Below are 24,289 nucleotides of genomic sequence, written 5' to 3' on the forward strand. Positions count from 1 at the left end.
GTCTGGCGGGCTCTGTCTGGCGGCTCTCGGCGGTGGGGGCGGTCTCGTCTGCGTTCCTTATCCGGCTTGATCGCCGCGCACCATCAGGCTGATGAAGAAGCCGTCAGTGGCGGTGCGGCGCGGGGTCAGCAGCAGGCCCTCGGGGCGCTCCAGCGCCGCGGCGCGCAGCGTCATGCCGCGTTCGCCCAGCGCCAGCACCATCTCGGCCGGCGGCACGAGGCGGAATCCGGGGTGACGGTCGAGGAAGCCGCGCACCTGGCCGACATTTTCCTCGTCCAGCAGCGAGCAGGTGACATAGGCGAGGCGCCCGCCGGGCTTCACATAGCGCGCGGCCGTGTCGAGGATCGACGCCTGTTCCTTCATCCGCTCGGCCAGCGCGCCGGGGCGCATGCGCCATTTGGCGTCGGGGTTGCGGCGCCAGGTGCCGGTGCCGGTGCACGGGGCATCGACCAGCACGAGGTCCATGCGGTCTTCAATGTCCTCCAGCACGTCGGCCTTGCCACGCGGCGAGCGCACCTGGACATTATGAGCGCCGGCGCGCTGCACCCGCTCGTGAATGGGGGCGAGGCGACGCAGATCGTCGTCATAGGCGTAGAGCTGGCCGGCGCCATCCATCAGCGCGGCGAGTTCCAGCGTCTTGCCGCCGCCGCCGGCGCACAGATCCAGCACCTGCCCGCCGCGCGGCGGGGCGGCAAGGATGGCGGCGATCTGCGAGCCTTCGTCCTGAATCTCCACCAGTCCCTTGAGATAGGCCGGCTCGGAGGTGAGCGGCGGTGCCTTGCCGTCGGCCTCCAGCGCGATGCGCAGCGCCAGCGGCGACCAGCGGCCGGGCGCGGGCGACAGGTGGCCGATCAACTCGCCCGCCTTGTCGACATCGCCCTTGAGCGAATTGACCCGTAGGTCGAGCGGTGCCCGCTCGGCCAGCGCCGCGCCTTCCTCGGCCCGGGCCTCACCGAACACGGCGGCCAGCGCCGCGTCGAGCCATTCGGGGTAGTCGCCGCGCACATGGGCGGGGGCGTCGCCGAGCGAAGCCTCCGCCAGCCGCGCATGCTCGTCCTCGCTCAAAGGCGCGGGGGCGAAGCGCGAGCCGTCGCACAGCGCCGCGATGGCGCTCGCGTCGAGGCCGCGGGCGACCTTCAGCATGCCGAGAACCAGCCCGCGCGGGCTCTCTTCTCCCATTCGCTCGCCCATGATCCAGGCGGCGGAGGCGCGGCGGCGCAGCGCGTCATAGACCAGCGAGGCCAGCGCCGCGCGATCGCCCGAACCGGCGAAGCGGTGGCTGCGGCCCCAATCCTTCAGCACGTCGGCGGCCGGGCGGCGTTCGGCGAGGAGGGTGCCGATCACCTCGATAGCGGCGGAAAGCCTGGCAGCCGGCGTCATCTCAATTCCACTCTCAAAAAGGGCATCACGGCAGGGCCGGCGCCAGCAGGATCGCCAGCGCGAACATCACCCACATAGCCAACAGCACCAGCGCGCCGAAGGCGAAGGCGCCGAAGCGCCAGCCGATGTGGTTGCTGGTCACATAGACGAAGGCGTGGACGATGCGGCTGAGCACGAACAGCCATGCCAGCACATGGAAGAAGTCGCTCGTCTGGCGCGTCATCAGCGCCAGAATGACCAGCGCATAGAACAGCACCGGCAGTTCGAACTGGTTGCGGAAGCAGTTGCTGGCCTGCCGCACCTTCGGCGGCCAGCCCCTGTCGTCAAGAACCACCTCCTCGCGGACGAGGCCGCCCGCGCGGATGGCGGCGAGCCGCACCGCTCCAAGCCGGAACAGCACGACGAAAGTGAGGGCGACCTGCACGAACACGGGCAGCAGAGTGGCAGTGACGTACATGGATCAGCCCTCCCTCATCGGTTCAGCGCGGGCGGAAGCCCGGCGCTCAGACGGCGCCCGGGTAATTCGGGCTCTCGCGGGTGATGGTCACGTCGTGGACATGGCTCTCGCGCAGCGAGGCGCCGGAGATGCGCACGAACTTCGCCTTCTCGCGGAAATCCTGCAGCGTGGCGCCACCAACATAGCCCATGGCGGCCCGCAGGCCGCCGGCCAGCTGGTGCAACACGCCGCCGACCGGACCCTTATAGGCCACCTGTCCCTCAATGCCTTCCGGCACGAGCTTCAGCGTGTCCTTCACCTCGGCCTGGAAATAACGGTCGGCCGAGCCGCGCGCCATGGCACCCACCGAGCCCATGCCGCGATACGACTTATAGGAACGGCCCTGGTAGAGATAAACCTCGCCCGGGCTCTCGTCGGTGCCCGCCAGCAGAGAGCCGATCATCGCGCAGTCAGCGCCGGCGGCCAGCGCCTTGGCGAGATCGCCCGAGAACTTGATGCCGCCATCGGCGATGACGGGCACGTCGCTCTTCCGCGCCGCTTCCACCGCGTCGAGGATGGCGGTGAGCTGGGGCACGCCGACGCCGGCAACGATGCGGGTGGTGCAAATCGAGCCCGGGCCGATGCCGACCTTGATGGCGTCCGCGCCGGCATCGATCAGCGCCTGCGTGCCCTCGGCGGTGGCGACGTTGCCGGCGAGAATCTGCACGCTGTTGGACAGCGTCTTGATCCGGCTGACCTGGTCGAGAACCTTGCGCGAATGACCATGCGCGGTATCGACCACGACGAGATCCACGCCGGCCTCGATCAGCAACTCGGCGCGACGATAGCCGTCCTCGCCGACCGTGGTGGCGGCGCCGACACGCAGGCGGCCCTGATCATCCTTCGCCGCGTTGGGATTGGTGACGGCCTTTTCCATGTCCTTGACGGTGATGAGGCCGACGCAGCGGCCTTCATCGTCCACCACCAGCAGCTTCTCGATGCGGTGCGTGTGCAGCAGGCGCTTGGCTTCGGCCTGATCGACGCCCTCGCGCACCGTGATCAGCCGCTCCTTGGTCATCAGCTCGGAAATCGGCTGGGCCGGGTTGGTGGCGAAGCGCACGTCGCGATTGGTGAGAATGCCGGCCAGCCTGCCGGCGCGCCCGTTCGGGCCACGCTCGACCACCGGGATGCCGGAAATGCCGTGGTTCTTCATCAGCGCCAGCGCATCGGCCAGCGGCTGGTCGGGATGAATGGTGACGGGGTTCACCACCATGCCGCTCTCGAACTTCTTGACGAGGCGCACATGCTCGGCCTGCACCTCGGGATCGAGGTTACGGTGGATCACGCCGAGGCCGCCGGCCTGGGCCATGGCGATGGCGAGACGCCATTCGGTGACCGTATCCATGGCCGAGGACAGGATGGGGATATTGAGCGAAATGGTGCGCGTCACCCGCGAGCGGATGTCGACTTCACCGGGCATGACATCGGACAGGCCGGGCTTCAGCAGCACGTCGTCGAAGGTAAGCGCTTCCCGCGCGAGGCCGTCATAGACCGACATCGCCAACTCCCGATTGGGGGCAAGGGGAGCATGGCTCCAGACCCGCCCGATGAATGGATGGACGAAGCGGGCCGGCCTGACAGAGAACGCCCGCTCGCTTCGAGTTGGCGAGGGCTCATACCATGGCCTGTCACGCTTTCCTAGGCATCTATCTCTGTGCCTGGCGCATTGCCGCTGCGCGTGGCACGGCCCCTGCGTAACCCGCGCCGATGACAGATTTGTGCGTGCGTTTCCGGTCGCCGGATGGCGGCGTCGGCGTTATAGCCGGAACCCGCCTGTCTCTCCCCCGCCCGCGAATCCGGACCGGCCCGTGCGCTCCGAACGTCTCGTCCCGCTAATCGTCGCCTGCGCGCTGTTCATGGAGCAGCTCGATTCGACGGTGATCGCCACCTCTCTGCCCGCCATTGCAGCCGACCTGCAGGAAGACCCGATCGCGCTGAAGCTGGCGCTGACCTCCTACCTGCTGAGCCTCGCCGTGTTCATTCCGGCGAGCGGCTGGTTCGCCGACCGGTTCGGCTCGCGCACCGTGTTCCGCGCTGCCATCGTCGTCTTCACGGCCGGCTCGCTGCTCTGTGGCCTGGCCCAGGCGCTGCCGGACTTCGTCGCCTACCGCATCCTGCAAGGAATGGGCGGGGCGATGATGGTGCCCGTCGGGCGCCTCGTCATCCTGCGCACCGTGCCGAAGGAAGAACTCGTCTCCGCGCTGGCCTGGCTCACCATTCCCGCGCTGCTGGGCCCGGTGATCGGCCCGCCGCTCGGTGGCTTCATCACCACCTATTTCGACTGGCGCTACATCTTCTTCCTCAACCTGCCGATCGGCCTGCTCGGCTTCGTACTGGTCAGCCGCTTCATTCCCGACATTCGCGAGCCGAACGTGCCGCCCTTCGACCTCCGGGGCATGTGCCTTTCGGGACTTGGCCTGGCGGGCCTCGTCTTCGGATTCGCGCTGCTCGGCCAGCATGCGGTTGCCCCCTCGCTCGCCTTTGCCGTCATCGCCATCGGCGCGGTGTCGATGGGGTTCTATGTCCGCCACGCGCGGCGGACCGTGAAACCGATCCTCGACCTCGCGCTGCTGAAGATTCCCACCTTCTTCGCCGGCGTGGTGGGGGCCTCGCTGTTCCGGGTCGGCATCGGCGCCCTGCCCTTCCTGCTGCCGCTGCTGCTGCAGCTCGGCTTTGGCCTGAGCCCCTTCGCCTCCGGCATGATCACCTTCGCCTCGGCGGCGGGAGCGATGACGATGAAGTTCACCGCCGCTCCCATCATCCGCACCTTCGGCTTCCGCCGCGTGCTGGTGGTGAACTGCGTCATCGCGGCGGCGTTCATCGCGATCGGCGCGCTGTTCCGGCCGGACATGCCTTATCTGCTGCTGATCGGGGCGCTGCTGCTCGGCGGCTTCTTCCGCTCGCTGCAGTTCACCAGCACCAACGCGCTCTCCTATGCCGACATCCCCTCCGAGGCGATGAGCCGGGCCACCAGCTTCGCCAGCGTGGCGCAGCAGGTATCGATCTCCACCGGCGTGGCGGTGGCGGCGCTGGTGCTCGACCTCATGCGCGGCTGGCGCGGCGACGGCACCATCGCGCTTGGCGATTTCAGCGTCGCCTTCCTCGTCGTGGCGGGGATCGCGGTGTGCTCGGTGTTCTTCTTCCTGCGCCTGCCGGCCGACGCCGGCGCCGAACTCGCCCGTGGTCGGGTGAAACCGGCGCAGGTGCCCGCGCCCGCTGGCGAGATGGGCAGTGCGGGCTAATCGGCGGCGGACGCCGGATCGGGCGCGGCCTGCCGCCCCCGGAACCCGGTCGCCACCACATAGAGCTCGGAGGAATCCGCCCGGCTGGCCTGCGGCTTGATGTGGCGCACCGTGGTGAAGTCGCGCTTCAGCTCGGCCAGCAGCGTGCTCTCCGTGCCGCCCTGGAACACCTTGGCGATGAACGCCCCGCCCGGGGCCAGCACCTGGCGGGCGAAGTCGATCGCCAGTTCCACCAGCCCGACGATCCGCAGATGATCGGTCGCCCGGTGCCCGGTGGTGTTGGCCGCCATGTCCGACATGACAAGGTCGGCGTCGCCGCCGAGCATCGCCTTCAGCTGCCCGGGCGCCTCCTCGGTCAGGAAGTCCATCTGGGCGAAGTCGACGCCCGTGATCGGGTCGACCTCCAGAAGGTCGATGGCGATGATCTTGCCGTGCCCTTCCTCCAGCTTGAGCCTCTTTGCCGCCACCTGGCTCCAGCCGCCCGGGGCGGCGCCGAGATCGACCACGCGCAGGCCGGGCCGCAGGATCTTCAGCCTGTCGTCGATCTCGATCAGCTTGAAAGCGGCACGCGAGCGCCAGCCTTCACGCTTGGCGCGCGCGACATAGGGATCGTTGAGCTGGCGCTGAAGCCATTTCTGCGAGGAGGAGCTGAGCGAGCGGGCCTTCTTGAGCCGCACTTTGAGCGGCCGCGCCTCGCCGCCCTTGCCGGGCTGGGGCTTGTCGATCACGTCGGGGCTCCAGCCCTCTGACGCCACACACCATCGGCACGCATCAATTCCACCAAAATTCCTTCCCGCAGGCCGCGATCGGCGACGCGCAGACGGTCGCAGGGAAAAGCCCGGCGCACCGATTCCAATATCGCACAGCCGGCCAGCACCAGATCGGCACGCTCGACGCCGATACAGGGATTGGCGGCGCGCTCGGCGAAAGGCATGGCGAGCAGCCGGTCGACCACCACCCGCACCTGTTCCGCACCGAGCCACGTACCATCGACCTGCGAGCGATCATAGCGCGGCAGGTCGAGATGCACGCCGGCAATCGTCGTCACCGTGCCCGAGGTGCCGAGCAGATGCAGACGGCCGCAATTATGCGGCCCTACCGCCGAGACGAAGCCGGCGAGGTGCGGGGTGAACTCATTGACCATCGCCTCGAAATCGTCGCGCGTCACCTTCACGCCGCCATGACGCTCGGCCACCGTAACCACGCCGAGCGGCACCGACACCCAGGCGCGGATCACCGCCGCCGGCGGGCCGCCGTCGCGCGTCTCCAACCGATCGAGCCAGACCACCTCGGTCGAGCCGCCGCCGATATCGAACAGCACGGCGCCGTCCGAGGTGGGGTCGACCAGCGGGGTGCAGCCGGAAGCCGCCAGCCGCGCCTCGGTCTCGCGGTCCACGATCTCCAGTTCAAGCCCGGTCTCGCGGGTGACGCGGTCGATGAACGCCTCGCCATTCACCGCCGTTCGGCACGCCTCGGTGGCGATCAGCCGACGGTCGACAATGTGGCGCGCCTCGATCTTGGCGGCACAGACCTTCAGCGCCTCGACCGCGCGGTCCATCGCCGCCTCGCCCAGGCGGCCAGAGCCGATCAGCCCTTCGCCCAGCCGGACGATGCGCGAAAAGGCATCGACGACGCGAAAACCACTCCCCGTCGGGCGGGCCACCAGAAGCCGGCAATTATTGGTGCCGAGGTCCAGCGCGGCATAGCAGGGATCGTTGTTGCGCGGCCGCGCATGGGACCGCGGATCGCGTCCCGTCGCGCCGGCCGGCGCACCGCCCTGGGCCGGCCCACCGCCCTGGCGATGGCGCGCACGCGCCGGGGGCCGCTCGTCGCGAGCCGACGTATCCGTCACCCGCTCCCCGGCCCACATCTGGGTCTCGTCGACCATTTCAGTTTCCCCGGCCGAAGCCGTCGTCCTGGCCACGCAGAAGGGCGGCCCAGGCTCGCATTGTTCAACATCTCGGGTGAAATGTAACATTCGCGAGCGCTGGCGCAATCGACTTCATGGCAGCCCGGCGCGGCAGGCGGGGCTGGTTGCGGCGCAAAGACCCGCAGGGCAAGGGTGCAGCGCCTCTGCCGCCCAAGCGTCAGGGGCGGTGCTTTTTTGCCTTCCGGCGGTCGCCGCACCGATTCGCCTCGGTCCGGCGCCGGACGGAGCCCGCCCGCAGCGCCGGCGGGTCGCATCACGGCAGGACAGGGGCGGCAGGTTGGCCGGCTCAGCCCTTGAGCGCCGGCAGAGCCTGGGCGATGCCGGCGATCGGCAGGGTCACGTTCACCGTCTGGCCATTGGCGAGCACGAAGCTCGCGACCACTTCCTTGGCGGTCATAAGTTCCTTGCCGAAGGCATCCTCGAAGGGACCGATGGCCTCGCAGCCGCCGCGGTTGCAGGAGGCGTAATCGATCTTGCGCGGCTTGCCCTTGCCGATGGTGATCTGCACGCCATCCTTCAGCCGCACGCCGAGCGGGGTGCGAACCAGATAGGTCGGCGTCCCGGCCTTGTCCTGGCCGACCTGCCAGAGCAGCACGGTCTTCTTGGACTTGGCCTCCGTCACCTTCATCGTGGCGACGCAGGTCTTCTTCGCGCCCTTCTCGACGCTGGCGCGGCAGGTGACGATCCAATTGTCATAGGTGGTGGATTCGGTGCGGACCGGGGCCTTGCTCTCGGTCGGCGCCGTCTGCGCCAGGGCGGCAGGAATGCCGGCCAGAAGGCAGGGCGCCAGCAGCAATGCGGCGGCCCGTGTGGCGAAAATGGTCATGATGTCCTCCGGCGGATATCCCGGGGCCGGTCGACGTCGGCTCTGCGCCGCCGACCGGCGCCACGGGATGAGAATCACTGATCTGTTTGTGCCATTGCGCGGGGCACATGGCGAGAGGCACGCGGCGAGAGGCAAATGGTGAGGGGACATGGCGAGGAGCAAGGCCCGTCTGCCGGGCCGCCAGTTCCGAGGAACGGCCGGCCCTGGGGGCCTGCTGCCGCATGCCGTGCCCGCTGACGAATGCCCCTTAACAAAGCAATGGGCCGACCACGAGGGCCGGCCCAGGCTCATCTTGTGGGCGAGCGGCCGGAGCCGCGCGCCATCCGCTGGAGCTTACCAGCGGAACTTGACGCCACCCTGGCCGGCCCAGCCCTGGACATCGCCGAAATTGTATTCGCCGGTGCCGAACAGGGCCACGCTGCCATTGAGGTCGGCGGTGAAGCCGAGGCCGGCATTGTACCAGGTGCCGTTAATGTCGCTGGTGAGCACGGTGCCCGCGACATTGGTCTTGTTGTCGCCGAGGAACTCGGAATTGACGTTGAAGATCGCGTAAGGCGTGATCGTCTGGCCGGTGGCCATGACGAAGGTCGACTGGACCTGCAGGCCCAGGCGGCCGATCAGCGACTCAGCATCACCCGGCGAGATCGAGGTGCCGATCGAGTCGTAATAGGCGTCCTGGCTCGCGCTGGCATAGGTCAGCTGGGCCTGGGGCTGGATCACCCACCCGTTCGAGATTTCAAAGCCATAGCCCATCTCGACCGAGCCACCCCACACCGTGGCGTCGGTGTTCGCCGTCACGTTGCTGGTGGAGGTGATGTCCAGGTCGAGCACGTCCACCTTGCCGACGAGGTCGGTGTAGAAGCCGGCGCCCGGGACAAGGCCGACCTGGCGGATCGAGGCGTAGATACCCGCGTTCCAGCCATTGATGTCCATGCTGGAGCTGCCGCCCCAGGACGACCAGTCGCCATCCACGTCGACATCCGACCAGCCATAGCCGCCGAAGGCGCCGGCGGTGATGCGCCAGTCATTATAGTCGAAGGTGTAGTCGCCACCGGCCTGGAGTCCCCAGGTCTGCTGCGAGAAGTCCCACCCGCCGCTGACGTCGTAGCTGAGATCCGCACCACCGCCGCGGCCCCACATCTGGAACTTCGGCGCCGGCACCGGCTGGTAGGCAGGAGCCTTTTCCACAGAAGACTGGGCCAGATCGGCATTGCGGCCTTCAAGCTGGTCCTGCTGGCGCACCTCGCCGAGCCGCTTATGCAGCGTGTCGAGGCCGGCATAGAAGTGGCGCTGCATGGCAGAAGGCGCCGTAGCATAGCCGGTGGCCTGGGCGGTATAGCCCGCGCGCAGATACCAATCGCCAGCGCCGGTGTCGATCGACTTGCCGAAGGTCGGCGCCTCATTGTCGGGGTCCTGGTACAGGCGGTAGGAATAGGCGCCCGCCATGACCTCGCGCTGGCCGCTGACCGTGTTGCGCGCCAGCTGGAAGGCGTCATCCGGCGACACGCCGCCCTCGGAGACGTCGACCACCTTGATGCCCTGGCCGAGGCCCGTGCCGGTGTAGACGCCCTCGCCGGCATTGGTGTTGTTGACGTAGATCGTCGTCGTGTTCTCGGCAGCCACGTTGCCGTTGATGACCAGGATGTCGGTCGGGCTGTTGGCGTCACCCAGATAGGTGTCGATCAGCAGGTTTCCGCCGCCGATATAATCGCCATTGATGGTCAGGCGATCGCCGGCAACATCGTCAATCCCGTTGTGCAGGGCGATCGTGCCCTGGTTGATGAAGGTCGCATCCGGCAGGCTCACACTCGGCTCGCTGCCCTCGGTGTTGGTCAGTTCGACCTGGGTGTAGGCAAGGCCGGTGGTGGTGTTGCCGGAGACATCCAGCACGCCGCCGGTCTGGTCCAACCAGCCGGCATCCCGGCCAGTGTAGATCGAGCGGTAGCCCAGTTCGCCATCTTGCGACGCTTCCAGGACGACGGTTCCGGTATCGAGGTCGGCATCGGGATCCGAAAGCTTGAGGTACGAGGTCGCGTCGACCGTCACCAGCCCATCGGTCTCGCTGTTGCCGTTGAAGTTCACCCAGCGCTGGGTGAGTTCGAGATAGGAGCCCTCTTCAACCCCGAGCTGTTGGAAGTGCTCGACATCATCGAGCGACAGCGTGCTGCCATTGGTAACGACGAGTGTATCGAAACCGCGCCCGCCGTCGACTTCCCCGCCGATGAAGAAGTTGGAGTTCATGTTGTCGAGACCCGACAGCACGACAAGATCATCGCCGCTGCCGCCGCGAATATTGTCGAGGGAGATCCAGGTCCCCTCCGCATCGGTGCCGCCGATAAAGATGTCGTCGTCGCCCGAGCCGCCGTCGATGTCGTCGATGCGGATATCGCCACCGTTGGCGTAGAGGGCAATCCGGTCGTCGCCCGAACCACCGTCAATGTCGTCTACGCGGATGTCCCCGCCTTCCTTGGCCAAGAGGCCGATGAAGTCGTCGCCACGATTGCCGTCAATGTCGTCGCCGCGGATGTCGCCACCTTCGGACGCCACGAGCGCAATGACGTCGTCGCCGCTGGAGAACCAGCCGCCGTCGCCGGAGATGTCGTCAAAGCGGATCTCGCCGCCCTTCGACGCCACCAGCCAAATGGAATCAGCGCCATCGCCGCCGGAGATATCCTCGACGCGGATCTCACCGCCCTTGGTGGCGATCAGGCCGATCTTGTCGTCACCGAAGCTTCCGTCGATGTCGTTGCCGGAGATCTCGCCGCCCTTGGTCGCCAGCAGCCCGATGACGTCATCGCCAAAGCCGCCGGAAATGGTGTCGAAGCGCACTTCGGCCCGGTCCGAGGCGAAGAGACCGATGAAGTCCTTGCCGAGGCCGCCCGAAATGTCATCGACCCGGACGTCGCTGCGCCGGTCCGTCGCCGACAGCAGGATCGTGTCGTCGCCCCAGCCGCCATCGATGTCGTCGACGCGGATGTCGCCACCTTCGGAGGCGAACAGGCCGATGAAGTCATCGCCAAGATTGCCGTCAATGTCGTCGCCGGTGATGTCGCCGCCGTCCGTCGCGGAGAGCACGATCCGGTCGTCGCCGCTCGACAAGAAGCCGCCGTCGCCGGAGATGTCGTCAAAGCGGATTTCGCCGCCGCTGCTCGCGCGGAGCGTGATCTCGTCGTCGCCATCGCCACCGGAGATGTCCTCGACGCGGATCTCACCGCCACGGCTGGCGGTCAGTCTGATCTCGTCATCGCCGAAGCCGCCCGAAATGTCCTCGGCGCGGATCTCGCCGCCGCGGGTTGCCCGGAGCGTGATTTCGTCGTCGCCGAAACCACCGGAGATGTCGTCGACGCGCACTTCGGCGCCCCGGCTGGCAAAGACGCCAATGAAGTCCTTGCCGAGGCCGCCCGAAATGTCGTCGGCGCGGATGTCGCTGCGCCGATCGGTCGCCGACAGCAGGATCGTGTCGTCGCCCCAGCCGCCGTCGATGTCGTCGACGCGGATGTCGCCACCTTCGGAAGCGAACAGGCCGATGAAGTCATCGCCAAGATTGCCGTCAATGTCGTCGCCGGTGATGTCGCCGCCGTCCGTCGCGGAGAGCACGATCCGGTCGTCGCCGCTCGACAAGAAGCCGCCGTCGCCGGAGATGTCGTCAAAGCGGATCTCGCCGCCCTTCGACGCCAGCAGCCGAATGGAATCATCGCCATCGCCGCCCGAGATATCCTCGACGCGGATCTCACCGCCCTTGGTGGCGATCAGGCCGATCTTGTCGTCACCGAAGCTTCCGTCGATGTCGTTGCCAGAGATCTCGCCGCCCTTGGTCGCCAGCAGCCCGATGACGTCATCGCCAAAGCCGCCGGAAATGGTGTCGAAGCGTACTTCGGCCCGGTCCGAGGCGAAGAGACCGATGAAGTCCTTGCCGAGGCCGCCCGAAATGTCATCGACCCGGACGTCGCTGCGCCGATCGGTCGCCGACAGCAGGATCGTGTCGTCGCCCCAGCCGCCGTCGATGTCGTCGACGCGGATGTCGCCACCTTCGGAAGCGAACAGGCCGATGAAGTCATCGCCAAGATTGCCGTCAATGTCGTCGCCGGTGATGTCGCCGCCTTCCGTCGCGGAGAGCACGATCCGGTCGTCGCCGCTCGACAAGAAGCCGCCGTCGCCGGAGATGTCGTCAAAGCGGATCTCCCCGCCCTTCGACGCCAGCAGCCGAATGGAATCATCGCCATCGCCGCCGGAGATATCCTCGACGCGGATCTCACCGCCCTTGGTGGCGATCAGGCCGATCTTGTCGTCACCGAAGCTTCCGTCGATGTCGTTGCCGGAGATCTCGCCGCCCTTGGTCGCCAGCAGCCCGATGACGTCATCGCCAAAGCCGCCGGAAATGGTGTCGAAGCGTACTTCGGCCCGGTCCGAGGCGAAGAGACCGATGAAGTCCTTGCCGAGGCCGCCCGAAATGTCATCGACCCGGACGTCGCTGCGGCGGTCCGTCGCCGACAGCAGGATCGTGTCGTCGCCCCAGCCGCCATCGATGTCGTCGACGCGGATGTCGCCACCTTCGGAAGCGAACAGGCCGATGAAGTCATCGCCAAGATTGCCATCAATGTCGTCGCCGCGGATGTCGCCGCCGTTCGTCGCGGAGAGCACGATCCGGTCGTCGCCGCTCGACAAGAAGCCGCCGTCGCCGGAGATGTCGTCAAAGCGGATTTCGCCGCTCTTAGACGCCACCAGCCGAATGGAATCATCGCCATCGCCGCCGGAGATATCATCGACCCGGACGTCGCTGCGGCGGCCCTTCGCCGACAGCAGGATCTTGTCGTCGCCGCGATCACCCTCGACGTCGCCACCGATGGTTATATTGGCACCTTTGGTGGCGGAAACCGAAATCTCGTCTCGCCCGGAGCCGCCATCGACCGAACCATCAATGACGATGTCCTTGGTCGAGGAGTTGACGATGTTGATATCGTCGTCGCCAGAACCGCCGAGAACATTGGCGCTATCGTTGACGCCATCCTTGGAAATATAGGTCCCAACCTGGTCGGAAGCAGTGATGTTGATGACATCGTCACCACTGCCGCCATCGATGTTTCCCTGATGAAGTGAGACCCAGCCATTCGACCAGTTGTTCGAGGAACCACCGCCGAAATTGATTGTGTCGTTACCTTTGCCGCCGTTGATCGACCCCTTGATGTCGATCGAACCGTTCGGGTTGAAGGCAGCGTCGGGCGCAATGCTGATGACATCCTTGCCGCCACCACCATTCACATTGGTGGAAACGAGGACGCCGTCCTGCCAAGAATAATTGCCACCGACGATTGTGATGGTGTTGTCGTTGGCGTTGCCGTCGATGTCGCCCTGGCTGAGCGGGGGATCGTTGTCGCAGAACCAACTGCCCGAGCCGGACGAGGTTTCGGTGCAGCTTGCCGGGGTCGGATTGGGCTCAGCGCGCACCGGCGCGGGGGCCAAAATCACGGCGGCGGTCAGCATGGCCGCCACGGCGACGGCAGAGGCCGACCCGAACAGCGCGCCCTTTCGATGATCGATAATGATGGAAGCCTCTGCGTGGCCCGCATTCAGCGCCACGCGCGCCTTCACGGCGCGCGCACCACGGCGCACCTGGGCAATCTTCTTCGCCATATAATCCCCCGAAATCCCCATATCGAGCGGGCGGTCGAGCCGCCCATTGCGCGACGAAGCCGGTGCCCGCTAGCCCGGAACGTCACGATTCGGGGACACGCTAATGCAACGCCCTTTGAGGTTGCAAGGACGCCTCATTGTCATAAATGTTGCGTAAGTATCGGTAATAAACTGCCTTTTGTGGTACCATAGAACTCCGATTATAAAAACATGTATGAATTTCAACAATTTCAAAACAATCCCCACAGCCGCGAAAATTTCTCAAAAATGACGCTAAAATCGTACCGCTCGCGAGACGTGCATGTGAGCGTGGCAGTTCTCGTCGACCGTGCTATTTTTGCTACGCATTAGGGGAGGCCAGAGGCACGGTCGGAACGGGTTCGACCGACATTCTTTTTGCGGAGGATGCCCGGCCTGCGGGGAATTATGCTCATTGGTTATTGTCTCGTCGAAACCGACGGCCGGACGGACGGCAGCGCCGTGCCTGGCCCCTCTTTTCTCTTGCCGGGAGATTCCGTGTCTCCTCACGCCCGCACGCCTGAGCGGACCGAGCCGGAACCGCCGGAAGCCGCAGCGCTGCGGGCGCTCGGCTGCGAGCATGTCTTCACCGACATAGACGACGATCGCCGCTTCGATCGGCCCGGCCTGCGGGCGGCGCTGGATTTCTTGCGCCTCGGCGATGTGCTGACAGTGCCGGCGCTCGGGCATCTCGGCGCCGATGTCGAGACGGTCGTCCGCATCGTGGCGTCCCTCAGCCAGAAGGGCGTGACGATCCGGTTGGGCGGCATGCCGATGGACATGATGATTCCCACCGGCGAGGCGCTCGCCTTCGCCTGCCGCGCTCTGGCCCAGCTGACAGAGCCCGGCCCGGCGCCGGCGGTCACATCAAGCGGGCCGCGGCGGCGCGGTCGGCCACAATCGCTCTCGAACAAGGATATCGCCAAGGCCCACCGGCTGCTGGCCAACGGCAACGCCGTCCCGGAAGTTGCAAGGGCGCTCGGCGTCTCCCCGGCGACAGTGTACCGGATCTTCCCCCGCCGCCCCTCGAAATCCGGGCACCCCGACGACACCGCGAACTGAGCGGCGGGTCCCCTGAGCAGGTCGCTGTCACCCCCGTCTCTGTCCGCCTCAGCGAGGTCGAAGGCGGGCGCCTCGGGGGCGTCAGGCTGCTCTTCGGGGGCGGCGTCGGGTTTCGTCTGCATGGCGGTCTCTCCTCGTGCCCGGATCGAAGCATGAGGACGAAAAGGGAAAGTGTGTCCTGCGGCGTTGACACTTTCGCCAGATGCCCCGGATGGCGCGCGTAGTCGCCAAGCTCGTTGAAGAGACGGCCCTTTCGCGCTCACGCAGGCGTTCCGCCCGTTCGATCAGTCGCGGAGAGAGTGGCCGGACAGCACCTGAACAACGGACTGCGCTAGTTCCTCCGTGGGGCGTTCCCCTTGCAGGCGAAGCACCGGCGCGGATTGATCAGCTAACCAGCGCTCATGCTGCGCCTGATTACGCCCCTCGAACAAGGGATCATCATATCGCGATGCCCAATCACGAAATGCGCGGTGGGCTTCATGCATATCGCCGCCGGGAAGAATGCGCGCACCGTGCCGTTCCGCCTCCCGCGCGGCCAACCGCCGCAATCGAATCTCCGTGGGCGTCCAAAGAAAAACGATCAGATCAACGACCTGAATAAGCGCGTCGCCCCAGCCGATGAACGACCCCGTAAGGACCCAACCTTCGGCCTCATTTTGATTCTGCGTGATGAGGCGAACTCGATCCTCGGGCGAGCGCTTGATGCTGTACGGAGGATCGGTTGGCATCCAGTAGAAGTCGTCCACATCGAGATGCGGCACCTCAAGCTGGGTGGCCAAGGCACTCCCCAGCGTGGAAACGCCTGAACACGATGCCCCCATGACATAGATACGCGGGCGTCGGGTCATCACTCCCTCCGAGAAAGCCACATCAGTTCCTCAAGCGCCTAGGCTTGCGGGTGTATTCGTGGGAGTATTTGGTGGGTGGAGCCGCAGATTAAAGTCTTTGATTTCAAAGACTTTTCTGGGGTGGCTGGGGGACCTGGATTCGAACCAGGACTAACGGAGTCAGAGGCCCCGAGCGAGCATTGATTAGATTGCGCCATTCTCCCGAATGCGGAGAAGGCCTATCATGTCGGATCAATGGGTTAGGAGCAATATCCCGAATACTCCTGACGTCATACGGCCCGTTGCCACTCGTTCGACCGGGGCTCGCGCATGAACATTTGCGCAGCCGCCGATGCCCTAAAGCTCGCCATCTCGCAGGCCTCGGGTTCGGAACTGGATCGCCTTTCCGCTGCCGTATGGGAGCAATGGGGCGCCCAGCGTCTGACTGATGATCAGGCGCAAGCCTTGGCCGATCTGGCCTCCCGTCGCCGGGTGCCGAGCGCTTCACCGCGAGCTTCCTCCGTGATGGCGAGTTTGAGCCGGTTCAAGCCGCGCCGACGACAGACGTCTCCGGATCGCGAAGCGTCCAAGCGGCGGCGCCGTGGCTTGGCACGATCGGCGCCCATGCCCGCAGCATTGGCCGCTTGTTTTACAGAGGCTGAGAGCGCTGCCCTGGCAATCGTCGCAGGCGAGGTAAAACATCGCGGTGCATGCGAACTTCCTATTGATCAGATAGCAGCCCTGTCCGGCGTCTGTCGTACCAGTGTGCAGAACGCGCTTCATGAGGCGCGGCGGCTCGGCCTGATCGACATCGCCCATCGACCGCAGAAGGGCCGGAAACATCTTCCGAACCGTATCGAGATTGTGTCGCCTGAGTGGTCGGCATGGATCAAGCGCGGCCCGACGTCTCATCGGCCGATAGGGTCCAAACGTTCGGAACGGTCCAAAAATCTGAACCCCACGAAGAGCCAGAAGCAAAGGAAAGGAGGGCCTTCGAGAAGGATAAAGGAAGACGTGACATCAAACGGAACAAGTAGAGCGCAATCACCACCTGTCAACGGGAGTGCCCTAGCCGCATAAAATGCCACATGCTTCAGACCAGCAACATCGTCGCCTCGACGTCTCTTGCCGAACTGGCGAGAGATGCGGTCTTTGGCACTCCCGATCACGATTGGACCTTCGTCGAAGCCGGCAGTCTGGCTTGGCAGCAATGGTGCGACTTCTGTCGTTCTGAGATTGGCCGAGAGCCTGCTGTCGCCCACGTCTTCGCCCATCTGCCCGGCCGGTCCTTCGGTCGGTATCGCGGGCGCAGCCTGCCGATGGCTCGACCTCCGGGCGCCCCGTCTCTTGACCGCATGCGCATCGCCAGCGGCGAGCGGGAGGATAGCTGACCATGCGAGCCGGGCGCCCACGCAAGACCGACGTTCGCGCCATCGACGCGGGCAAACTCAACCGGGCGGCACGGCTGCAGGACCTGCGGGAGCGGCTGAGGCGGACACAGTTGTCGGTCTCTCGCCTCGAGGCTGAGGTTGCCGCCAACCCTCGCGCCTCCAATGGCAGGGCCAACCTGAACCAGATGAAGCAGGCCGTGGTGATCCTCGAGCACGAGATCATGAAGGTGGAAGCGCGTGGATAGCTGCTCACCGCGCGTACCCCGGGGTGGTCGTGAACTTCCGGGACCCGGCCGGGACCGGCGGGGGTAGCTTCGCGCGCGATACGGGCCAATTAGGATTTTTACTTTATTTATCAGTTAGATAGGCAGAGGTTGTAAGTGCTTCAGCGGCTCTCAGGATGGTTCAGGACGACGAAGAGCTTGTCCGCTCCCGATGCGGAGCTGCAGGCGGTCTTCGGCGCGCTGCCCTCCGGCCTCGGCGTCGGAACTGCCCAGGCGCTGACCGTGCCGGCGGTTCAGTCCGCGATCCGGCTCTTGAGCGAAGCCAGCGCATGCCTTGATCTTCGCGTCGAGCGCCGCGTCGGCGGTGCCTGGATCGAGGCGCCGGAGCACCCGGCCGCTGCTCTCCTCGGCAGCCAGCCGAACGACTGGCAAAGCAGCTATGAGCTGATCCGTGATATGGTGGCGGCGGCGCTGATCACCGACAAGGGCTCGCTCGCCCTGGCGAATAAAGTGGACGGCCGGACGATCGAGCTGGTGCGCTATGAGCCCGGTCACTTCACGGTCGATTATTCCGGCGATGGTCGGCTGGAGCCCAGCTATCGCATCAACAACACGCCCGTGTCGGCGGACGACGTGGTGCATCTGCGCTCCCCATTCGCCCGTTGCCCTCTCAGCCTTGCCGCCGACGCCATCGGCGTGGCGAAGACGCTGGAGGAGCACGCTGGCCGGCTGTTCAAGAACGGTGCCCGGCCCTCGGGTGTCCTGTCGCTGAAGGATCGTGTCACGCCGGAGGCGCTCAAGCGCATTCGCGAGGCGTGGGCGATCGCGCATGGCAACGGCAAGTCCGGCGGCACCGCCATCGTCGAAGGCGGGGCGGAATATGCCCAGCTCACCATGCTCTCGACCGATGGGCAGTTCTTGGAGAACAGGACGTTCCAGCTTCAGGAGATCGCCCGCGCTTTCCGAGTTCCGCCGACGATGATCTACGAGCTTTCGCGAGGTACTTTCAGTACAACGGAAGCTCTCGGACGTGATTTTCTTGTGTTCAGCTTGGACCCTTGGCTGCAGGCGCTTGAGGGTGCGCTGCGCCGAGCGCTGTTCGCCGCCGGTGAACGCCGCGAATACAGGGTGAAGTTCGACAGGGATGATTTGACGAGGGCAAGCCTGACCGAACGCGCCACGGCCATCGCCTCGCTGATCGCCTCTCGGGTGCTCAATCCGAATGAGGGCCGTTCCTGGCTGGACCTGCCGCCCCGCGAGGGCGGCGAGGAGTACGCCAACCCGAACACTGGCAGCAACCAGCCCGGCGGACAGATCGGCGCCGCTGCTCCGCCTCCCACACCCGACCAGCGCGAGGATGACGCCTGATGGACAACGTCATTCATCTGCACCCCCGAGCGGAACTCGACGGGGGCGTCATCACAGGCGGCGGCCCGGACGCGGGAACGCCCTGGTTCTTCATCGAGTACTGCGGCCTGACCGTCTGGGACGGCCTTTCCTATGAGGATGGCGTCAGCGTCCTTGCGGATCTCTGCCGCGACGGTGTGCGCACCGTCGATCTCGTGGGGAGGTCTCACTGATGGAGCACGCCTTCATCGAGACCAAGGTCATCGCCGACAATGCCGGCACCATCACCGGCCTGGCGTGGAAGTTCGGCACGCCCGATCGCGTCGGCGACATGATCGAGCCGGGCGCCTTCAAGGGCATGAAGCTGCCGATTCCGATGCTGTTCGGCCACGACATGAACGATCCCGTCGGCGTGTGGACCGAAGCCCAGGAGACCGGCGCCGGCCTCGCCCTGAAGGGCCGCATGCTGGTGGAGGACGTTCCCCGCGCTCGCGAGGTCCGCGCCCTGGTGATGGCCGGCGCCGTCGGCGGCCTCTCAATCGGCTTCGTCACCAAGAAGGCGGTGGCACGCAGCGGCGGCGGCCGCACCATCAAGTCGCTTGAGCTTTTCGAGGTGTCGCTTGTCACGGCGCCCATGCACCCCGGCGCGCGGATTACCGGCGCCAAATCCGCGGCGGACGCCTTCCGGCTCGCCGAAGCACTCCGCCGCGCCGATGCGGCTCTCCGAGGAAACTGAAAGATGAAGCATACCTGCCTGCACGCGCTGGCGCCCGGCGCACTGGAACTGAAGGGCGAGAACGACGATCCGAACGAGATCGTCACCAAAGCGCTCGGCGACCTGACGAAGACCGTCACCGATGGCCAGAAGGCGCTCGGCGATCGCATCGCCGCGCTGGAGGGCAAGGGCACCAAGCCGGACGACAAGAAGGACGACCCGGCCGCGAAGCTCGTCGAGCGCCTGGACAAAATCGAGGCGAAGGTGAACCGCCCGAACGGCACCGACACCAAGGGCGAGCCGACCGTCGAGCAGAAGGCCTTCGCCTCCTACCTGCGCTTCGGCAATCAGGCCCCGGCCGAGGAGCTGAAGACCCTCACTGTCAGTTCGGACCCTCAGGGCGGCTATTTCGCCCCGGCGGAGATGAGCACCGAATTCCTGCGCAACCTGGTCGAGTTCTCGCCGGTTCGCAGCGTCGCCAGCGTGCGCTCGACGGGCGCGCCGAGCGTGATCTACCCGACCCGAAGCTCGATCACGGCCGCCCGATGGAAGGGCGAGACGCAGGCGCAGGAGGGCAGCGAGCCGACCTTCGGACAGGCCGAAGTCGTGGTGAAGGAGATCGGCACCTATGTCGATATTTCCAACCAGCTCATCGCCGACAGCGCGGGCAACGTCGAATCCGAAGTGAACCTCGCCCTCTCCGAGGACTTCGGCCAGAAGGAAGCCCTGGCCTTCGTGTCGGGTAGCGGCGTGCTGGAGCCGGAAGGCTTCATGACCGCCGCTGGCATCGGCGAGACGGTCAACGGCCACGCGACCAACCTCTCGGCCGATGCGCTGATCACGCTCCTCTACGCCCTGCCTGCGACCTACCGCAATTCCGGCGCGTGGGCGATGAACGGCACCACGCTCGCGGCCATCCGCAAGTTGAAGGACGGACAGTCCAACTATCTCTGGCAGCCCAGCTATCAGGCCGGCCAGCCCGAGACGATCCTCGGTCGCCCCGTGCTCGAGATGATCGACATGCCCGACGTGGCCTCGGGAACCTTCCCCATCATCTACGGCGACTTCAGCGGCTACCGGATCGTCGACCGCATCAGCCTCACGATCCTGATGAACCCGTTCCTGCTCGCGACCAACGGCCTCACCCGCTACCACGCGACCCGTCGCGTCGGCGGCCGGGTGCTCCAGCCGGCCAAGTTCCGCAAGCTCAAGATGGCCGTTTCCTGAGGAGGGACCCATGCGCGACATCATCTCGAACATCGCCGTCGTCGAAGCCATCCCGCCCGCCGCCTACGCGGCGGACAACACCCCGGCGGCGATCGACATCAAGGGGTTCGACGCCGCCATGCTGGCGATCCACGTCGGCGTCGGCGGCATCACATTCAGCGGCACGAACAAGATCGAGTTCAAGCTGACTCACAGCGATGACGACTCTACCTATTCGGCCGTCACCATCGACGACGTGCAGGGCATCGCCAGCGTCGGCACCGGCGGCATCGTCAAGTCGCTGATCGCCGCGCACGCGGCGCCCACGATCACCCGCGTCGGCTATGTCGGCAACAAGCGGTACCTGAAGCTGCTGGCGGACTTCTCCGGCACCCACGGCACCGCGACGCCGTTCTCCGCCTCTGTCGTCAAGGGCCACGCCGCCGACAGGCCGGTGGCGTGATGTGGGGGTACGGTCAATGGACCTGAGCACCTTCGCACCCACGCCGACCAGCTTCCCGCGCCGGGGGCGGGCGATCACGCCGAGCAACACGACCGATCTCCCCTTCCCGGCCAAGGCCGTCATCGTCGTTGTGGCCGGCAATGTGGTGGTGCTTCCGATCGAGAACCCGGACAACGAGCCCATTACTTTCACGGGCTGCGAGATGGGTTTCGTCGTGCCGTATCAGGTCCGCCGCGTGCTCGCGACTGGAACCACGGCAACCGTCTACACGGCGGAGAGCTGAACATGCCGGTGCGCGCGCCCCGAATCTGCGGCTGTGGCTTCCGGATCGCGTCAGGGCAGCAATGCTCGTGCGAACGGCGGCGCGCGGCAGAGCGGAATGCGCGCGCCGAAGCGCAGCGACCCTCTGCCCGCGAGCGCGGCTATGACAGCAAATGGGACCGCGAGCGTGAGGTTTACCTGAAGGCGCACACGACCTGCGCACGGCCTGGCTGTCGTGCCCCCGCGACGGTGGTCGACCACATCATCCCGCACCGTGGCGACCGCAAGCTCTTCTGGTCGCGCTCCAACTGGCAGCCGATGTGCCGCTCCTGTCACAGCCGGGTGAAGCAGGCCGAGGAGAAGCGCCATGGATACGTCTGACATCGTCAGCCTCGCCGAGATCAAGGCGCACCTGAACATCACCGACAACGACGACGACACGTTGCTGACGGATGCGCTGGAAGCAGCCCGGCGTCATGTCGAGGCCTGGTGCGGCTCGTTCGACGAGATCGAGGGCGCCGCGCCGCAGGATCTTGTCGAGGCGCTGAAGCAGCTCGCCGGGCACTTCTATGAGAACCGCGAGGCAACTTTCACGGGTCAGGGCTCCGTGAGCGAGGTGCCTTTCGGGTTTCACGACCTGATCGGTCCGCATCGGAAATGGGAGTTCTGACCATGAGCGCCCAACGCGATCGTCTCCGCCGCAGGCTTAAGGCTATCCCGGCAGCCACCATCGCGGCGACTGCGCCAGCACTGCGCAAGGCGGCCGATCAGATGGCCGACACGATGCTCCAGTTCGTGCCCGTCGATACGGGCGAGCTGGCGGAGTCGATCACCGTCACCCCGGCCGGGCATACGACGCCGCCCTATTCCCAGCCGGGCGGCTCCATGTCGGTGCCGGCGAACGCGGTGGCCGTGACGGTCGGCAACGCCGATGTCCGATATGGCCACCTCGTCGAATACGGGACGACCAAGGCCCCGCCGGATCCCTTCTTCTGGCCGGCGGTGAGGCTCCACCGGAAGAAGGCCACCAGCAGCATCAAGCGCGCCGTCGCGAAGGCGGTGCGGTCCACCAAGGCATGAGGAGTTCGTCATGACCATTGCATCCGCCGCAGGCGCGAAGATCTACATCGGCACCACGGTGCCCGCGTCAAACGAGACCGCTTTCGCCGCCGACATCTATGTCGAGATCAAGGAGATCGAGGACCTTGGCGAGCTCGGCGATGAGAGCGAGGCCATCAACTTCGCCAGTCTCGGGGATGCCCGCGTCAGGAAGCTGAAGGGCGCGAGGGACGCCGGCACGCTCGTGCTTGTCGTCGGCCGCGACCCGCTCGACCTGGGCCAGATTGCCGCGAAGGCGGCGGAGAAGACCAGCTTCGAATACAACTTCAAGATCGTCGCAAACGACGCCCCCGACGCCGATCACACCAGTTCGATCTATTACTTCCGGGGTCTCGTGATGTCCGCTCGCGACAATTACGGGCAACAGAACAACGTGGTCCGCACCACGTTCAACATCGGCATCAACACCGCAATTATCGAGGTGCCTGCGGAAGAGGAGGCCTGACATGGACGAGATCGAGATCCAACTCGGTGGCTCCGTCGTCACTCTCCGCCCGACTCTCGGGGCCGCCATGGGCATGAGCAAGAGGCACGGCGGGCTCATGAACGTGCTCGCAGGCCTCGAGCGCTACGACCTCGCGATGGCGGCCGATGTCGTCTCGGCCGGCACGGGAGCCGGAGCGGACCAGCGGCAGGCGATCGAGGAGAAGGTCTTTGCCGCCGGGCTGGCCGGTCTCGTCTCGCCTCTGGTGCGGTTCGTCATCCTGCTGTCGAACGGCGGGCGATCTCCCGAAGAGCCCGAGGAGGCGAAAGGGGTAGAGCGCCCTTTCGCGTGACCTTCGCCGATTACTGCGAGTGGCTTTTCAAGATCGGCACCGGCTGGCTCGGCTGGCCCCCCGCCATCGTTCTCAGCAGCACCATGCGCGAGTTGCGGCTCGCCTATGAGGGCAAGGTTTCCATGCTCAAGGCGATCCATGGCGGAGGGGAAAAGAGCGGTCCGGTGCTGACGTCGGCGCGGGATGTCGCTGGCGTGAGAGCTTTGATGAAGGGCCTTGGCGCCCGGAGGGCGGAGCTGTGACGGATGTCTCCCTGGCGATGCAACAGGCGATCCGCGCGCGCCTGACCGGCGACGCCAGCGTGCTGGCACTGGTGCCGGCGGCGAACATCTTCGACCGTCATTCCCGGCCGGAGCGGTTCCCCTGCATCATCCTCGGCGAAGGTCAGGCAGTGAGGGACAACCTGACACTCGCCGACAATCATGTGCGCCTGTTCTCGACCATCCACGTATGGACGCGAGACGGCGACCTCGTCTCGGCCCGTGCCATCGCCGGGGCGGTCGGGGTGGCGCTTCGGGGCCGGTTCTTCGGCGACCGGGCTGCCGTCCGGGCTCGCTACCGCGACGCGCGCTTCATGCGCGATCCCGATGGTGAGACCGGGCACGGCGTGCTCACCTTCGAGGCGCTGGTCGAGGAGTTCGCGGCATGAGAGCCGGAGCCTTGGACCGAGTGATCGATATCCAGCGATCCACCGAGAGCGTGAACGGCCTCGGCCAGGTGGTGACCGGGTGGAGCACGATCGCGACCATGCGGGCGCAGAAGGTCGAGGCCAGCACGGCGGAGTTCATGCGCGCCTTCGGTGCCAGCACCGAGACGGCCATCGTCTTCCGCATCCGCTTTCTCGACGGCGTCACCCTGGCGGACAGGGTTTCTTATGAGGGAGCCGCCTTCAACCTCATCGAGGTCAAGGAGATCGGACGTCGCAAGGGGCTGGAGCTGCGCTGCACAAGGATCGGCCCGTGAGAGGTCGAAAGCCGTCCTTCGTAGATCCCGGATCCTCGCCGGTGCGCGGCCCGCTCGATCCGCCGGAGTGGCTGTCGCCTGACGCCCGCGCCGAATGGGAGCGCGTGGCGCCGATCCTGATCGAGGAACGCCGCACCCTCACCATGACCGACGTTGCCACCCTGGCGAACTATTGCGTCGCGGTCGGGCGGGCGGCGGAAGCCGAACGGCTCATCACCAGCGAGGGCATGATTTACCACAGCAAGACCGGGCCGAAGAAACATCCGGCCGTCGCGATCTCCTCCGATGCCCAGACGCAGGCACGCCTGCTTGCCGGCGAGCTCGGCCTTACCCCTGTCAGCCGCTCCCGCCCGGCTGCCCGCGGTGCGGCTGATTCCGGACAGGACGACCTCTTTGGAATGGATGGCTGACC

Annotated in this window: 27 protein-coding genes; 19 read left to right on the plus strand and 8 right to left on the minus strand. The window is 66.0% G+C overall.

Annotated features, from left to right (window positions below):
- Window positions 1-57: 57 nt before the first annotated feature.
- The 3 genes from J2S76_RS11290 to guaB are packed head-to-tail and all read right to left on the minus strand — an operon-like array spanning window position 58 to window position 3,374.
- Entirely contained in the window at window positions 58-1,380 is a 1,323-nt protein-coding gene (locus J2S76_RS11290; protein ID WP_307060514.1) for an RsmB/NOP family class I SAM-dependent RNA methyltransferase, read from the minus strand.
- Between the two features lie 25 nt (window positions 1,381-1,405).
- Window positions 1,406-1,837, minus strand: coding sequence for an MAPEG family protein (locus tag J2S76_RS11295; RefSeq protein ID WP_307060516.1), 432 nt, complete (start codon window positions 1,835-1,837; stop codon window positions 1,406-1,408).
- Window positions 1,838-1,883: 46 nt separating this feature from the next.
- Entirely contained in the window at window positions 1,884-3,374 is a 1,491-nt protein-coding gene (gene guaB, locus J2S76_RS11300; protein ID WP_307060519.1) for an IMP dehydrogenase, read from the minus strand.
- Between the two features lie 310 nt (window positions 3,375-3,684).
- Here guaB and J2S76_RS11305 point away from each other — a divergent pair, with 310 nt between their 5' ends.
- Entirely contained in the window at window positions 3,685-5,118 is a 1,434-nt protein-coding gene (locus tag J2S76_RS11305) for an MFS transporter (RefSeq protein WP_307060520.1), read from the plus strand.
- On the opposite strand, the gene J2S76_RS11310 is transcribed toward J2S76_RS11305, so the two are convergent.
- From J2S76_RS11310 to J2S76_RS11325, 4 genes are all read right to left on the minus strand, one after another.
- Entirely contained in the window at window positions 5,115-5,846 is a 732-nt protein-coding gene (locus J2S76_RS11310; protein WP_307060522.1) for an RlmE family RNA methyltransferase, read from the minus strand. The two genes, J2S76_RS11305 and J2S76_RS11310, sit on opposite strands and share 4 nt — an antisense overlap.
- Entirely contained in the window at window positions 5,843-7,006 is a 1,164-nt protein-coding gene (locus J2S76_RS11315; protein ID WP_307060524.1) for a Ppx/GppA phosphatase family protein, read from the minus strand. The genes J2S76_RS11310 and J2S76_RS11315 overlap by 4 nt, the downstream gene beginning before the upstream one ends.
- Window positions 7,007-7,334: 328 nt before the next feature.
- On the minus strand, window positions 7,335-7,874 hold the full coding sequence (locus tag J2S76_RS11320) for an invasion associated locus B family protein (RefSeq protein WP_307060526.1): 540 nt from the start codon (window positions 7,872-7,874) through the stop codon (window positions 7,335-7,337).
- Window positions 7,875-8,207: 333 nt separating this feature from the next.
- On the minus strand, window positions 8,208-13,505 hold the full coding sequence (locus J2S76_RS11325; protein WP_307060528.1) for an autotransporter outer membrane beta-barrel domain-containing protein: 5,298 nt from the start codon (window positions 13,503-13,505) through the stop codon (window positions 8,208-8,210).
- Between the two features lie 516 nt (window positions 13,506-14,021).
- On the opposite strand from J2S76_RS11325, the gene J2S76_RS11330 reads away from it, so the two are divergent.
- Window positions 14,022-14,585, plus strand: a complete 564-nt coding sequence (locus tag J2S76_RS11330; protein ID WP_307060531.1) for a recombinase family protein — start codon at window positions 14,022-14,024, stop codon at window positions 14,583-14,585.
- A gap of 284 nt (window positions 14,586-14,869) precedes the next feature.
- Here J2S76_RS11330 and J2S76_RS11335 read toward each other — a convergent pair whose 3' ends face one another.
- Complete coding sequence (locus J2S76_RS11335) at window positions 14,870-15,433, minus strand: ATP-binding protein (RefSeq protein ID WP_307060532.1); 564 nt, start codon at window positions 15,431-15,433, stop codon at window positions 14,870-14,872.
- Window positions 15,434-16,500: 1,067 nt separating this feature from the next.
- Between J2S76_RS11335 and J2S76_RS11340 the strand changes: the two genes are divergently transcribed.
- The 17 genes from J2S76_RS11340 to J2S76_RS11420 all read left to right on the plus strand — a co-directional run bounded on the left by J2S76_RS11340 (window position 16,501) and on the right by J2S76_RS11420 (window position 24,287).
- The gene (locus J2S76_RS11340) at window positions 16,501-16,803 is read left to right on the plus strand and encodes a hypothetical protein (RefSeq protein ID WP_307060534.1); all 303 of its coding nucleotides are present in this window, start codon (window positions 16,501-16,503) and stop codon (window positions 16,801-16,803) included.
- A gap of 2 nt (window positions 16,804-16,805) precedes the next feature.
- Window positions 16,806-17,048 (plus strand): hypothetical protein, encoded by a 243-nt coding sequence (locus J2S76_RS11345; RefSeq protein WP_307060536.1) that lies wholly within the window; start codon window positions 16,806-16,808, stop codon window positions 17,046-17,048.
- 135 nt (window positions 17,049-17,183) lie between these two features.
- Window positions 17,184-18,395 (plus strand): phage portal protein, encoded by a 1,212-nt coding sequence (locus J2S76_RS11350; protein ID WP_307060538.1) that lies wholly within the window; start codon window positions 17,184-17,186, stop codon window positions 18,393-18,395.
- Entirely contained in the window at window positions 18,395-18,607 is a 213-nt protein-coding gene (locus J2S76_RS11355) for a hypothetical protein (RefSeq protein WP_307060540.1), read from the plus strand. The genes J2S76_RS11350 and J2S76_RS11355 overlap by 1 nt, the downstream gene beginning before the upstream one ends.
- A complete protein-coding gene (locus tag J2S76_RS11360) occupies window positions 18,607-19,110 on the plus strand; it encodes an HK97 family phage prohead protease (RefSeq protein ID WP_307060542.1) in 504 nt (167 codons plus the stop codon). Before J2S76_RS11355 ends, J2S76_RS11360 begins: the two co-directional genes overlap by 1 nt.
- Window positions 19,111-19,113: 3 nt before the next feature.
- Complete coding sequence (locus tag J2S76_RS11365) at window positions 19,114-20,316, plus strand: phage major capsid protein (protein ID WP_307060544.1); 1,203 nt, start codon at window positions 19,114-19,116, stop codon at window positions 20,314-20,316.
- A 10-nt stretch (window positions 20,317-20,326) separates the two neighbouring features.
- Window positions 20,327-20,758, plus strand: a complete 432-nt coding sequence (locus tag J2S76_RS11370) for a hypothetical protein (protein WP_307060545.1) — start codon at window positions 20,327-20,329, stop codon at window positions 20,756-20,758.
- Window positions 20,759-20,774: 16 nt separating this feature from the next.
- Window positions 20,775-21,041 (plus strand): spike base protein, RCAP_Rcc01079 family, encoded by a 267-nt coding sequence (locus J2S76_RS11375; RefSeq protein ID WP_307060547.1) that lies wholly within the window; start codon window positions 20,775-20,777, stop codon window positions 21,039-21,041.
- Between the two features lie 2 nt (window positions 21,042-21,043).
- Window positions 21,044-21,400 (plus strand): HNH endonuclease signature motif containing protein, encoded by a 357-nt coding sequence (locus J2S76_RS11380; protein ID WP_307060549.1) that lies wholly within the window; start codon window positions 21,044-21,046, stop codon window positions 21,398-21,400.
- On the plus strand, window positions 21,387-21,689 hold the full coding sequence (locus J2S76_RS11385; protein WP_307060551.1) for a head-tail connector protein: 303 nt from the start codon (window positions 21,387-21,389) through the stop codon (window positions 21,687-21,689). The genes J2S76_RS11380 and J2S76_RS11385 overlap by 14 nt, the downstream gene beginning before the upstream one ends.
- 2 nt (window positions 21,690-21,691) lie before the next feature.
- Window positions 21,692-22,099, plus strand: a complete 408-nt coding sequence (locus J2S76_RS11390; RefSeq protein WP_307060553.1) for an HK97-gp10 family putative phage morphogenesis protein — start codon at window positions 21,692-21,694, stop codon at window positions 22,097-22,099.
- 10 nt (window positions 22,100-22,109) lie between these two features.
- Entirely contained in the window at window positions 22,110-22,583 is a 474-nt protein-coding gene (locus J2S76_RS11395; RefSeq protein WP_307060555.1) for an iron ABC transporter substrate-binding protein, read from the plus strand.
- Between the two features lies 1 nt (window position 22,584).
- On the plus strand, window positions 22,585-22,914 hold the full coding sequence (locus J2S76_RS11400; RefSeq protein ID WP_307060557.1) for a hypothetical protein: 330 nt from the start codon (window positions 22,585-22,587) through the stop codon (window positions 22,912-22,914).
- Entirely contained in the window at window positions 22,911-23,156 is a 246-nt protein-coding gene (locus tag J2S76_RS11405) for a hypothetical protein (RefSeq protein ID WP_307060559.1), read from the plus strand. Before J2S76_RS11400 ends, J2S76_RS11405 begins: the two co-directional genes overlap by 4 nt.
- Window positions 23,153-23,563: a DUF3168 domain-containing protein gene (locus J2S76_RS11410; RefSeq protein ID WP_307060560.1), complete on the plus strand. Its 411-nt coding sequence runs from the start codon at window positions 23,153-23,155 to the stop codon at window positions 23,561-23,563. The genes J2S76_RS11405 and J2S76_RS11410 overlap by 4 nt, the downstream gene beginning before the upstream one ends.
- Window positions 23,560-23,877, plus strand: a complete 318-nt coding sequence (locus J2S76_RS11415; protein WP_307060562.1) for a phage head closure protein — start codon at window positions 23,560-23,562, stop codon at window positions 23,875-23,877. Before J2S76_RS11410 ends, J2S76_RS11415 begins: the two co-directional genes overlap by 4 nt.
- Entirely contained in the window at window positions 23,874-24,287 is a 414-nt protein-coding gene (locus J2S76_RS11420; protein ID WP_307060564.1) for a phage terminase small subunit P27 family, read from the plus strand. The genes J2S76_RS11415 and J2S76_RS11420 overlap by 4 nt, the downstream gene beginning before the upstream one ends.
- Window positions 24,288-24,289: the final 2 nt, after the last annotated feature.

Source organism: Ancylobacter vacuolatus, assembly GCF_030813595.1.
In the GTDB taxonomy this organism is placed as follows: Bacteria; Pseudomonadota; Alphaproteobacteria; order Rhizobiales; family Xanthobacteraceae; genus Ancylobacter; species Ancylobacter vacuolatus.

What these genes read in the sequence shown, in the direction of transcription:
- J2S76_RS11290 (WP_307060514.1), bottom strand. Translation starts at nt 1,380, where the DNA reads ATGACGCCGGCTGCCAGGCTTTCCGCCGCTATCGAGGTGATCGGCACC.
- J2S76_RS11295 (WP_307060516.1), bottom strand. Translation starts at nt 1,837, where the DNA reads ATGTACGTCACTGCCACTCTGCTGCCCGTGTTCGTGCAGGTCGCCCTC.
- guaB (WP_307060519.1), bottom strand. Translation starts at nt 3,374, where the DNA reads ATGTCGGTCTATGACGGCCTCGCGCGGGAAGCGCTTACCTTCGACGAC.
- J2S76_RS11315 (WP_307060524.1), bottom strand. Translation starts at nt 7,006, where the DNA reads ATGGTCGACGAGACCCAGATGTGGGCCGGGGAGCGGGTGACGGATACG.
- J2S76_RS11320 (WP_307060526.1), bottom strand. Translation starts at nt 7,874, where the DNA reads ATGACCATTTTCGCCACACGGGCCGCCGCATTGCTGCTGGCGCCCTGC.
- J2S76_RS11325 (WP_307060528.1), bottom strand. Translation starts at nt 13,505, where the DNA reads ATGGCGAAGAAGATTGCCCAGGTGCGCCGTGGTGCGCGCGCCGTGAAG.
- J2S76_RS11335 (WP_307060532.1), bottom strand. Translation starts at nt 15,433, where the DNA reads ATGACCCGACGCCCGCGTATCTATGTCATGGGGGCATCGTGTTCAGGC.
- J2S76_RS11340 (WP_307060534.1), top strand. Translation starts at nt 16,501, where the DNA reads ATGCTTCAGACCAGCAACATCGTCGCCTCGACGTCTCTTGCCGAACTG.
- J2S76_RS11345 (WP_307060536.1), top strand. Translation starts at nt 16,806, where the DNA reads ATGCGAGCCGGGCGCCCACGCAAGACCGACGTTCGCGCCATCGACGCG.
- J2S76_RS11355 (WP_307060540.1), top strand. Translation starts at nt 18,395, where the DNA reads ATGGACAACGTCATTCATCTGCACCCCCGAGCGGAACTCGACGGGGGC.
- J2S76_RS11360 (WP_307060542.1), top strand. Translation starts at nt 18,607, where the DNA reads ATGGAGCACGCCTTCATCGAGACCAAGGTCATCGCCGACAATGCCGGC.
- J2S76_RS11365 (WP_307060544.1), top strand. Translation starts at nt 19,114, where the DNA reads ATGAAGCATACCTGCCTGCACGCGCTGGCGCCCGGCGCACTGGAACTG.
- J2S76_RS11370 (WP_307060545.1), top strand. Translation starts at nt 20,327, where the DNA reads ATGCGCGACATCATCTCGAACATCGCCGTCGTCGAAGCCATCCCGCCC.
- J2S76_RS11375 (WP_307060547.1), top strand. Translation starts at nt 20,775, where the DNA reads ATGGACCTGAGCACCTTCGCACCCACGCCGACCAGCTTCCCGCGCCGG.
- J2S76_RS11380 (WP_307060549.1), top strand. Translation starts at nt 21,044, where the DNA reads ATGCCGGTGCGCGCGCCCCGAATCTGCGGCTGTGGCTTCCGGATCGCG.
- J2S76_RS11385 (WP_307060551.1), top strand. Translation starts at nt 21,387, where the DNA reads ATGGATACGTCTGACATCGTCAGCCTCGCCGAGATCAAGGCGCACCTG.
- J2S76_RS11390 (WP_307060553.1), top strand. Translation starts at nt 21,692, where the DNA reads ATGAGCGCCCAACGCGATCGTCTCCGCCGCAGGCTTAAGGCTATCCCG.
- J2S76_RS11395 (WP_307060555.1), top strand. Translation starts at nt 22,110, where the DNA reads ATGACCATTGCATCCGCCGCAGGCGCGAAGATCTACATCGGCACCACG.
- J2S76_RS11400 (WP_307060557.1), top strand. Translation starts at nt 22,585, where the DNA reads ATGGACGAGATCGAGATCCAACTCGGTGGCTCCGTCGTCACTCTCCGC.
- J2S76_RS11415 (WP_307060562.1), top strand. Translation starts at nt 23,560, where the DNA reads ATGAGAGCCGGAGCCTTGGACCGAGTGATCGATATCCAGCGATCCACC.